The sequence below is a fragment of the Peptostreptococcaceae bacterium genome (assembly GCA_016649995.1).
Lineage (GTDB): Bacteria > Bacillota > Clostridia > Peptostreptococcales > BM714 > BM714.
Genome location: JAENWJ010000057.1, coordinates 1 through 10,190 on the forward strand (window position 1 = coordinate 1; position 10,190 = coordinate 10,190).

Sequence of the window (10,190 nt, forward strand, 5' to 3'; positions counted from 1 at the left end):
ATCGCAAGATGCGGATTTTTGTTGTACGAAATAGTAAAAAACCTTACTATAAAAAATCCAAGCCTTGATACTATCACTAATTAAGAATGCGGGGGACGGCAATGGTAAAACATAAAAAAAGTATACTTGTTATTTATAGCCTTATTGCAGTGGGTGTTCTATATTATATAGAGCAGATATTGATTCCTGGATATATAGTAAAATCCATTTCAAAAATTTTGTTATTCTTTGTAGGAAGCAAGTTACTGCAAAGGATGCTAGGAATAAGAAGAGAGAGTATCTCATTATTCAAAGCTAGCGGCATTTCCTTGAGAAAGCTCGTTGTTTTAGGGGCCACCGCTTTTGCGAGCGTGCTTGGAGCGGCAGTGGTTTTGAGTCCGCAAATCAATTTGACAGCAATAAGCGGAGAACTTGAGAATGCACTTCATGTGAATTCGGGGAATTTCATCGCGGTAGGAATATATATAACTATTGTAAACTCAGCACTCGAGGAATTCTTTTTTAGAGGATTTCTATTCATGAATTTGAAAAAAGATTCTCCAAGAGAAAGATTCTTTGCCTATACGTATTCATCGCTGCTTTTTTCATTCTACCATTTGTCCATATTCAGGACATGGTTCGACCCTAGGCTTTTGGCAGTATCTCTTGCAGGGCTTGTGGCGGCTGGAACTTTTTTTAATTATTTGGACGAAAAAAGCGATTCAATACTATATTCATATATAGTGCATGCTTGCGGCGATGCTGCAATAATTTTGATTGGATTAGAAATGTTCGGACTACTGTAGTAAAAAAATATCATATTCCGCCCCAAAAATATACTTGCATACCATTGACAAGATTGTATACAAATATTATAATAAACACATAAAAGATTAAAAAGGGGTGCATATGATGAAAAATGCAAAGAAAACCGTTGACAAGAACAAACTGGAAAACAAAAAATGTGGCGCTATTACTTGCATACACAATGTAAACAACAAGTGCAATCTGACTTATTGTGATTTTTGTGAAAGATATATCGACAAGGAATATTAGGAATAAACAATAAATAGAAGCCTTCGGTCTGTAAATTGCTGCAGACACGGAGGCTTTTTGTGTTATGTGAATGAATGAACTGGAAGAAAGAACAATTGAAATTGCGTAGAGGCTTAATATATAGTAAAATCAAATGTAATGAGGAATGATTTTGTTTTTGAAAGTTTTGTTTGGTTTTTTGCCAATTGAAAAGGAATTCAATTTTGGGGGAGGGAAAGCTTTTGTCACTTTCTATTGAAAAGAAATACAGGAAAGACGGAAATGTATGGGATGTAAAAATTTCGGGGGAAGTGGACATATACACTTCCGACAAAATGAATGAAACGCTTAACGGAATGGTAGAAGAAAAAAATGCGGAGATTCAGATTGATTGCAAGGATCTTTCTTACATCGACAGTAGTGGATTAGGTGTGTTGATTGGGGTGCTCAAGAAACTCAAGGAAAATAACAAGAATCTTGTTGTATTGAATGCCAGATCAAATATTGTTAAACTGCTTAGCATTACTGGGCTTGATAAAATTTTTATCATAAGAGAAAACTGATATGAAGGGTGATAAAATGGGCATGTACAAGGAAAAGATTAATGTGAATGAGATATATTCTGAGCAGGAATGTATTGGTTTGTCAATTCCGGCCAATCCTGAGTATGTTTCGATTGTAAGGTTGACAGCTTCGGTTATAGCAAACAGCATAGGTTTCGATTTTGAAGAAATTGAGGATATTAAAGTAGCGGTCAGCGAAGCCTGCAACAATGCAGTTATGCATTCCAAAGGGGAAGACAATTTTGAAATTAAATTTATTAAAGAAAGTGAAAAAATCGTCATTGTAGTAAAGGACAATGGAAATGGATTTGATTTTGCGGATTATTCCTCGCCGAATCTTAAAAACCCTTCAGACCATGGGTTGGGCATTTTTGTGATTAAGTCCCTTATGGATAGAGTGGAAGTAAAATCATCCAAAGAAAAGGGCACGGAAATAAAAATGTACAAAAATCTTTAATAGACTTAATGATAAATGCTTTTGTGGGGGGAGTCGGCAATGACGGAAAAAGATAATGAAAAATCAATCCAATCAATGGACATTGCCTTTAAAGACATGGACAGCAAAGATCTTTTTAGACTTTATGGCAAAACCCGGGATATTGAAATCAGGAACTTTTTGGTCAAAAAATATCTTTATATAGCTGAAATATTGTCCAAAAAATATACAAATAAGGGAATTGACTTCGAGGATATTTTTCAAGTGGCATCCCTTGGATTGATATATGCCATTGAACGCTTTGATGTTGAAAGAGGCTATGAGTTTTCTAGTTTTGCGACACCTACAATCATTGGAGAGATTAAAAAGTATTTTAGGGACAAAGGATGGGCCATACGGGTTCCACGGAGAATACAAGAATTATCCAAAAGGATTTACACGACAAAGACCTCTTTGCAGCAAACGCTTCAAAGAACCCCGACGATAGAGGATATAGCAATCGAGCTTGAATGTTCTGTGGAGCAGATTGTTGAAGCTATAGAGGCTAGCCAGGTATATTCTCCTAAATCTCTCGATATAAGTTATGACAATCATGGAGATGACAAGGACATACAATTGATTGACATAATAGGAAGAGAGGACAAGATTTTCGGAATCATAGAAAACAGGGAATTCATTGTCAAGTGTATGGAAAAATTTAATGAGGTTGAAGTTAAAATAGTCGAAGATAGATTTTTCAGGAACCGAACACAGATACAAGTGGCTTCAGATCTTGGGGTTTCACAGATGACTATATCCAGAATGGAAAAAAAAATCATTCGAAAGTTTCGAAAAGAATTCGACAAACTCAAAGAAATATAAAAGCGCCGAAGGAAAATCCTTCGACGCTTTTTTGTCGGAGTATAGTTCTTTAATGGACTATAGAACAAAACCCATTTTTTTCTTGGCTCTTTCTACAACCCCATCGGCTATGAATGCTGCCTTTTCGGCTCCGCTCTTCATTGCCTTTTCGACTTCTCCCGATTTGCGTATTTCTTCATATTGCTTTTGTATTGGAGAAAGCGAGTCTGCAATAATTTCCACCAAATCTTTTTTAAAGGTTCCATAACCTGCATTTGCGTAGGTTTTTTCGATTTCTTTTATTGATTGCCCGCTCATGACTGAATGTATTGTCATAAGATTACTTATGCCTTTTTTTTCTTCCCAGTCATACCTTACTTCGGAATCACTATCGGTAACAGCCTTCATTATGCTTTTTTTAATTTTAGAAGGTGTATCGAGTAGATTGATTTTGCTGTAGGGATTGGAGTTGCTCTTGCTCATTTTCTTTTCTGGATCGTCAAGCGCCATTATGCGGGCTCCCTCAGAAATATTTGCGATAAGGGGCTCGGGAACAACAAAGGTTTCACCGAAACGCGTATTGAAACGCTCGGCTATGTTCCTTGTGAATTCAAGATGCTGTTTTTGGTCGTTCCCGACGGGGACATAATTCGTATCGTATAAAAGAATGTCTGCCGCCATAAGTGCAGGGTAGGTGTAAAGCCCAACAGAAACAGTTTCCTTTCCTTGGCTTTTTTCCTTGAACTGCGTCATTCTATTCAATTCGCCTGTATAGGTCACACATTGAAGGAGCCAGGCAAGCTCGCTGTGAGCCCTAACCTGTGATTGCAGAAACAATATGATCCGGTTTGGGTCCAGACCTACGGCCATAAATAGAGCGGCCAGTTTTAGGGAGTTTTCTTTAAGAGCTGCCGGTTCCTGTGGAACGGTTATGGAATGCAAATCAACAATACTGTAGACACAGTCCATTTCATCCTGCAGTTCCACAAATCTGCGGATGGCTCCTAAATAATTTCCCAAGTGAAGTTCCGATGTTGGCTGAACGCCTGAAAAAACTCTTTTCATAAGAAATACCTCCAAAATTTTTTGCTCCTTGTGCATATTCAATAGTATAGTACAGTGTGCCATTAAAAACAATACTGCTGGAGGCCTTGCCTAAAAGAAAAAACACATAGTTGTAAAAAAATGCATTGGGAACACAAAAAGAACGCATATGCTCCAAATGCTTGAAAACACAACATAAAAATATTTTTATACATGTATAAAAATTTTATCGTATTGACAAAAACCCGTAGTAAAATTAAAATTATAGTAGTATTTTTACGTAGTTTCAAAGAAATGTTAGTAAAAAAGGCATCAAAAAAAACGAACCGAAAGAGAGGGCGTTGTATGAAAAGGAAATTAGCTTTATTTTTGGCATTAATCATGGTTTTCTCGGTATTTGCTTTTGGATGTGCGAAGACTGAAGAAACGCCGGAAGAAGTGGCAGCAGAAGAAGAAGAAACGGATGTTGTCAAGATTGGTGTATTTGAGCCAATGACAGGTGCAAACGCAGCTGGAGGAGAACTTGAAATTGAAGGTCTGAAGCTTGCGAATAAACTATATCCGGAAGTTCTCGGCAAAAAAGTTGAACTTGTTATTGTGGATAACAAGTCCGACAAGGTTGAAGCTGCCACTGCGGTAAGAAGACTCGTCGACAAAGAAAAAGTTTCAATCGTACTCGGCTCATGGGGAAGCTCGTTCTCAATGGCTGCCGGTCCGGTTGTAAAAGAGGCACAGGTTGCAGCTATCGGAACTTCCTGCACGAATCCCCTTGTAACACTTGGAAATGAATTCTATTTCAGGGTTTGCTTCATAGACTCATTCCAAGGCGTTGTTATGGCAAGATACGCATATGAGGAAGCCGGAGTTAAAAAAATCGCAATTCTTCAAGAGATTTCAAATGACTATTCGGTAGCCCTTGCTAAATTCTTCACAGACGAAATGGTTAGGCTTACGGGCGATGAAGATGCAATAATTTCAGTGTCTAGTTACAATACGGGCGACCAAGACTTTACAGCTCAATTAACAAACATTAAAAATTCGGACGCAGAGGCCATTTTCGCACCGGGCAACTTCATCGAATCGGCACTTATCATGAAGCAGGCTAAAGAATTAGGAATGGATCTTCCTTTACTCGGAGCGGATACTTGGGAAACACCTGAGGTTATCGATATTGCAAAAGAAGCAGCTGAAGGAGCAGTTTTCTCTACCTTCTTTGATTCAGAGGTTCCATTGACAGAAGAAACAACTACTTTCCTTGAAGCATACAGAGCAGAGTATGGCGCAGACGCTGAGCCTGCTGCAGTAACAGCGCTTGCATATGACGCTTACCTGGTAGCTCTTGATGCAATGGAAAGAGCAGGAACAACAACAGACACTGTTGCTATAAGGGATGCTGTAGCAGCTACAAGCATGTTCCCGGGCGCAGCAGGAATCATTTCTCTTGATGAAAATGGAGATGCTGTCAAGTCTGCAATAATCAAGGTTATAGAAGACGGTAAATTCAAATATAAAGCCACTGTCGAACCTTTCTAAGAAAAGATAATTTAACAAACAATATGTAGGCTTCCCGTGCGGGAAGTCTACACTATTGTTATAAAAGACTTTGCCGCAGTAAATGGACAAAGCGTTAAAATGCGATGTTTGGGGGAAAACAAATGAGTATTCAGACATTTATGCAGCATATGGTAAACGGGATTTCCCTTGGGAGCCTATATGCTCTGTTGGCCATAGGATATACCATGGTTTACGGTATACTTAGGTTGATAAATTTTGCCCATGGCGATATTTTCATGATTGGGACTTATATAGCTTTTTACGGAATGACGGCATTCTTACTGCCTTGGTGGGCGGCTTTTATATTGGCACTTGTATTAACGGCTGCTTTTGGGATAGCTTTGGAACGCTTGGCATACAGGCCTCTTAGACGTTCTCCTAGAATTTCCATCATGATTTCTGCAATAGGGGCCTCATTTCTTATTGAAAACCTTGCAATAGTATTGTTTGGAGGAAGACCGAAAGCTTTTCCTATTGCTCCCGTGTTTGCTAAAATTTTTAAGTTCGGGGGAGTATCTGTTGTATCGATTCAGTTGATTATACCTGTAGTAACATTGATTTTCCTGGCTATATTAGTATATATTGTCAATCACACCAAGACAGGCATGGCAATGCGTGCCGTTTCAAAAGACTATGAAGCGGCAAGGCTCATGGGGATTGACGTTGACATAATCATCACCTTCACTTTTGGCATGGGATCACTTCTGGCCGCCGTAGGAGGGGTTCTTTGGGTACTTAAGTATCCGCAACTCACTCCCTTGATGGGGATGATGCCGGGGCTTAAATGCTTCATTGCGGCTGTTGTAGGCGGCATAGGAAGCATCAAGGGCGCAGTTGTCGGCGGATTCATACTAGGACTCGGGGAAATTATGATTGTTGCTTTGCTGCCATCGCTGACCGGATTTCGGGATGCGTTTGCCTTTGTTCTTTTGATTGTCATCCTGTTGGTCAAGCCGTCCGGTTTGATGGGAAAAACAACGACGGAGAAGGTGTAGACGATGAAAAAAAACAAAAAGAAAAACATAATGACATTGATAGCCTTGCTTTTATTTATAGGCTTTCTTGCAATAGCCGACAGAATTTTTGATTCCTATCAAATGAGAATAATTAATCTTGCTGGCATATATGTAACGCTGGGACTTGGTTTGAATCTGATTAATGGATTCACTGGACTGTTTTCATTGGGGCATGCGGGGTTTATGGCCGTAGGCGCCTATACTTCCGCGATTTTAACCATGTCTCCTGAACTTAAAGAAATGAATTTTTTCCTTAAGCCAATAATGCCTTTTCTAGCAAATGTCGAATGGCCATTTTTTCCAGCACTAATTATGGCGGGCCTTATGGCGGCGATTGTGGGGGCCTTGATTGGAGCTCCGGTGCTCAGACTCAATGACGACTATCTTGCGATTGCGACACTTGGATTCGCTGAAATCATTAGGGTTATATTCACAAACACACAAACCTTGACAAATGGAGCGCTGGGACTCAAGGGGTTGCCGTCTTTCAACAATTCTTTCCCATATTCATTTGTCTATTGGAGTTGGGGAACCGCCGTTGTCATGATAATAGGCATGGTTCTATTGATAAAAAGCAGTTACGGACGGGCGTTCAAGGCAATCCGTGAAAATGAAATTGCTGCGGAGGCCATGGGAATAAGCCTTTTTAAACACAAGATGATGGCCTTCGTCATTGGGTCATTCATGGCAGGAATGGGAGGAGCGCTCCTAGGGCATCTAGTGGGGACAATAGATCCATTGATGTTTAGATTCCTGATGACTTTCAATATTGTGTTGATTGTAGTTTTAGGAGGCATAGGGAGCATTACGGGAACAGTTATCGGTGCTGTTGTTGTAACGGTTATGCTAGAAGTATTGAGGGTTCTTGATGGAGCCATGGACTTTGGATTCATTCAAATTCAGGGAATTCCCGGTCTGCGGATGGTTGTATTCTCTGCTCTTCTCATGATTGTAATTATCTTCTATCAAAGGGGACTCATGGGGACAAACGAATTTCGCTGGGAATGGGTAACCAGTCCTAAAAAGACCTTAACAAACGCTTGGAATAATAGAAAAGCCTAGATGAAAAGGAAGTGGAAAAGTGACTGTTCTGAAGACAGATAACATTACCATGAGATTCGGCGGATTGACGGCGGTCTCTAATTTTAACCTGGAAATGAATGAAGGTGAAATTGTCGGCTTGATCGGTCCTAATGGAGCCGGTAAAACGACTTGCTTCAATATGATTACCGGCGTATATAAGCCTACCGAGGGTAAAATTCTATGCTTGGATTCTGATATAACGGGACGAAAACCTCACGAGATAACTAAGATCGGCATAGCGAGGACCTTCCAAAACATAAGATTGTTTGAAGACTTGTCTGTTTTGGACAACGTTATGGTTGCGGGACATATGCGCCTTGAATCCAACCTGTTTTCTTCGATAATAAGGACCCCGGACTATGTTAAAAAGGAAAAGGCCATGTATGAGAAATCAATGAATCTGCTTAAGGAAGTGGGATTGGAAAAAGAAGCCGAGGAAGTATCGACATCGCTTCCTTACGGAAAGCAAAGGCGGCTTGAAATTGCAAGAGCCTTGGCTACCGAACCCAAAATATTGCTTCTCGATGAGCCGGCGGCAGGCATGAATCCCCAAGAATCATTGGAACTGATGGACTTCATACATGATGTAAGAGATCGTTTCAATGTATCCATACTGATGATTGAACACCATATGCAGGTCATCATGGGCGTATGTGAAAAAATTTATGTTTTGGACTACGGAGTAACTATAGCCCAAGGAAATCCTCGTGAGATTCAAAACAACAAAAAGGTCATAGAGGCATATCTGGGGGTGGACGAATAATGTTGATAGTAAAAGATTTAAATGTTCATTACGGAGGCATCCACGCTCTGAAAGGGGCAACCATACATGTGCCCGAAGGCAAGATAGTCACATTGATTGGGGCAAATGGCGCGGGGAAGAGTACGACACTTCGAAGCATCATGAGAATAGTCAAGAGTTCGAGCGGAGACATAACCTATAATGGAGAAAGCATACTTTCGAAAAAGACTACAGCTGTAGTTAAATCAGGAGTCGTGCTGGTTCCGGAAGGTAGGCGCATTTTCCCGAATCTTACAGTCAAGGAAAACCTAATTCTCGGGGCTTATCTCAGAAACGACAAAGCTGCGGTCAACAAGGACATGGCATGGGTTTACGATCTTTTTCCAATACTGAAGGAACGCGAATGGCAGCCGGCAGGTACGCTTTCGGGCGGAGAGCAGCAGATGCTTGCTGTGGGTCGTGGGCTAATGACAAAACCAAAGCTAATGATGATGGATGAACCGTCCCTGGGCTTGGCGCCTCTTATAGTTAAGGATATTTTCAGTATAATAAGGGAAATACACAAGCTAGGCGTAACAATACTCCTTGTAGAGCAAAATGCGAAAGCTGCGCTTGAAATAGCCGACTACGGATATGTTCTTGAAACCGGAAGAATAGTGCTGGAAGGACCCGGAAAAGAGCTTCTTGTGAACGAAGAAGTCAAGAATGCGTACTTGGGAGAGGCTAAGGAGTAATATATCGGTAAAGCGAAAGAATAATTGAATATAAAACAAAAGAGCATGTCTGCAAATTATCAAGACCTAAATTGCAGACATGCTCTTTTATTACATAAAATTAATTCCAGGAGTAAATTATTTAAGTAAATCCTTTATTTCGAAGGCGAGTTGAAGACCGGTACGCGTTTTAACGTCATTCCGGACAATGCACACATGGAGGGCACATACAGATGTTTTTCTGAAGATGAAAACAGAGTGCAAAGTGTTATATAATGAAAGACATAGGTTTAAAAAATGATTAGGAGTAATAATCAATAGCCGGGAGGGGTCTTCATGAAGAAAGAAGCTATAAAAAGGCTTAGGGTTCAAATAGAAAACTCGGAATACGGCAACGTAGTCCATGGCGAAGGGAATATAGAGGCAAAGCTTGTTTTAGTCGGAGAAGCTCCTGGATCGAAGGAGGTGGAGCTTAGTAGACCTTTCGTTGGACAGGCGGGCAAAAACCTGGATGAATTCCTTGGAATCGTTGAGATTGAAAGAAGCGAGATATATATCACAAATGTAGTTAAAACGAGGCCTTTTAAAATAAACGCCAAAACGGGCCGTAAAAATAACCGCCCTCCAAACAAAGAAGAACTGATGTTTTTCAAGGGACATCTCCATGAGGAGTTGAAGATTATAGAACCTCGAATTGTAGTCACATTGGGCAATACTGCGCTCAGGGCAGTGACAGTGGATGAAAAGCTTGTCATAAGCGATGTCCATGGGCGGCCGCTTGAAATCGGCAACTTAAATTTTGAAGTTTTCCCTTTGTATCATCCGGCTGCGGTTATTTACAATCGCTCTTTGCGACCCGTATATATTGGAGACTTGGATGTTTTAAAGGCATATATAAAGAAATAGAAAACGCTATCAATGTTGCAAAGCAGCAACTTGAAATAAAAACCCTTAATTGCAATAGCAAAGGCACCACTTACCGTATAGATTGAAAATCAAGCAGCAGCAAGGAGTTCCTCTTCGAAGACCTGTAAAGGGGTGCGATACCAAAGAATTTTACGAGGCAGGTTATTGCACCAGTTTTGGATCCTAGCGATATCTTCAGATGTCAAATCTGCAAAAGAGGTACCTTTGGGGCAAAGTTTGATCTTAGCATAGATGAACATGGTTACGGAAGAATAGAAA

At 40.3% G+C, this 10,190-nt stretch carries 12 protein-coding genes; 11 read left to right on the plus strand and 1 reads right to left on the minus strand.

Translation table 11 applies throughout. The features are described 5' to 3' along the window. The first annotated feature begins 101 nt into the window (after positions 1–101). From JJE29_08100 to JJE29_08120, 5 genes are all read left to right on the plus strand, one after another. Complete coding sequence (locus JJE29_08100; protein MBK5252574.1) at positions 102–785, plus strand: CPBP family intramembrane metalloprotease; 684 nt, start codon at positions 102–104, stop codon at positions 783–785. 106 nt (positions 786–891) lie between these two features. Further along, positions 892–1,035: a hypothetical protein gene (locus JJE29_08105; GenBank protein MBK5252575.1), complete on the plus strand. Its 144-nt coding sequence runs from the start codon at positions 892–894 to the stop codon at positions 1,033–1,035. 221 nt (positions 1,036–1,256) lie between these two features. After that, a complete protein-coding gene (locus JJE29_08110) occupies positions 1,257–1,577 on the plus strand; it encodes an STAS domain-containing protein (protein MBK5252576.1) in 321 nt (106 codons plus the stop codon). Positions 1,578–1,599: 22 nt separating this feature from the next. Further along, complete coding sequence (locus JJE29_08115) at positions 1,600–2,034, plus strand: ATP-binding protein (GenBank protein MBK5252577.1); 435 nt, start codon at positions 1,600–1,602, stop codon at positions 2,032–2,034. 39 nt (positions 2,035–2,073) lie between these two features. After that, complete coding sequence (locus tag JJE29_08120) at positions 2,074–2,874, plus strand: SigB/SigF/SigG family RNA polymerase sigma factor (protein MBK5252578.1); 801 nt, start codon at positions 2,074–2,076, stop codon at positions 2,872–2,874. A gap of 57 nt (positions 2,875–2,931) precedes the next feature. Here the strand turns inward: JJE29_08120 and trpS are convergent, their stop codons facing one another. Next, complete coding sequence (trpS, locus tag JJE29_08125; GenBank protein MBK5252579.1) at positions 2,932–3,918, minus strand: tryptophan--tRNA ligase; 987 nt, start codon at positions 3,916–3,918, stop codon at positions 2,932–2,934. A 324-nt stretch (positions 3,919–4,242) separates the two neighbouring features. Between trpS and JJE29_08130 the strand changes: the two genes are divergently transcribed. The 6 genes from JJE29_08130 to JJE29_08155 all read left to right on the plus strand — a co-directional run bounded on the left by JJE29_08130 (position 4,243) and on the right by JJE29_08155 (position 9,911). After that, a complete protein-coding gene (locus JJE29_08130) occupies positions 4,243–5,430 on the plus strand; it encodes an ABC transporter substrate-binding protein (protein MBK5252580.1) in 1,188 nt (395 codons plus the stop codon). A 122-nt stretch (positions 5,431–5,552) separates the two neighbouring features. Beyond that, positions 5,553–6,446, plus strand: a complete 894-nt coding sequence (locus JJE29_08135; GenBank protein MBK5252581.1) for a branched-chain amino acid ABC transporter permease — start codon at positions 5,553–5,555, stop codon at positions 6,444–6,446. A 3-nt stretch (positions 6,447–6,449) separates the two neighbouring features. Then, positions 6,450–7,529, plus strand: a complete 1,080-nt coding sequence (locus tag JJE29_08140) for a branched-chain amino acid ABC transporter permease (protein ID MBK5252582.1) — start codon at positions 6,450–6,452, stop codon at positions 7,527–7,529. Between the two features lie 49 nt (positions 7,530–7,578). Further along, positions 7,579–8,313: an ABC transporter ATP-binding protein gene (locus tag JJE29_08145; GenBank protein ID MBK5252583.1), complete on the plus strand. Its 735-nt coding sequence runs from the start codon at positions 7,579–7,581 to the stop codon at positions 8,311–8,313. After that, entirely contained in the window at positions 8,313–9,026 is a 714-nt protein-coding gene (locus JJE29_08150) for an ABC transporter ATP-binding protein (GenBank protein ID MBK5252584.1), read from the plus strand. Before JJE29_08145 ends, JJE29_08150 begins: the two co-directional genes overlap by 1 nt. A 315-nt stretch (positions 9,027–9,341) precedes the next feature. Next, complete coding sequence (locus JJE29_08155; GenBank protein MBK5252585.1) at positions 9,342–9,911, plus strand: uracil-DNA glycosylase; 570 nt, start codon at positions 9,342–9,344, stop codon at positions 9,909–9,911. The last annotated feature ends 279 nt before the right edge of the window (positions 9,912–10,190 follow it).

Coding starts and splice junctions, on each gene's coding strand:
- JJE29_08120 (MBK5252578.1), top strand. CDS start 2,074: ATGACGGAAAAAGATAATGAAAAATCAATCCAATCAATGGACATTGCC.
- JJE29_08135 (MBK5252581.1), top strand. CDS start 5,553: ATGAGTATTCAGACATTTATGCAGCATATGGTAAACGGGATTTCCCTT.
- trpS (MBK5252579.1), bottom strand. CDS start 3,918: ATGAAAAGAGTTTTTTCAGGCGTTCAGCCAACATCGGAACTTCACTTG.
- JJE29_08140 (MBK5252582.1), top strand. CDS start 6,450: ATGAAAAAAAACAAAAAGAAAAACATAATGACATTGATAGCCTTGCTT.
- JJE29_08115 (MBK5252577.1), top strand. CDS start 1,600: ATGTACAAGGAAAAGATTAATGTGAATGAGATATATTCTGAGCAGGAA.
- JJE29_08130 (MBK5252580.1), top strand. CDS start 4,243: ATGAAAAGGAAATTAGCTTTATTTTTGGCATTAATCATGGTTTTCTCG.
- JJE29_08155 (MBK5252585.1), top strand. CDS start 9,342: ATGAAGAAAGAAGCTATAAAAAGGCTTAGGGTTCAAATAGAAAACTCG.
- JJE29_08145 (MBK5252583.1), top strand. CDS start 7,579: ATGAGATTCGGCGGATTGACGGCGGTCTCTAATTTTAACCTGGAAATG.
- JJE29_08150 (MBK5252584.1), top strand. CDS start 8,313: ATGTTGATAGTAAAAGATTTAAATGTTCATTACGGAGGCATCCACGCT.
- JJE29_08100 (MBK5252574.1), top strand. CDS start 102: ATGGTAAAACATAAAAAAAGTATACTTGTTATTTATAGCCTTATTGCA.
- JJE29_08105 (MBK5252575.1), top strand. CDS start 892: ATGAAAAATGCAAAGAAAACCGTTGACAAGAACAAACTGGAAAACAAA.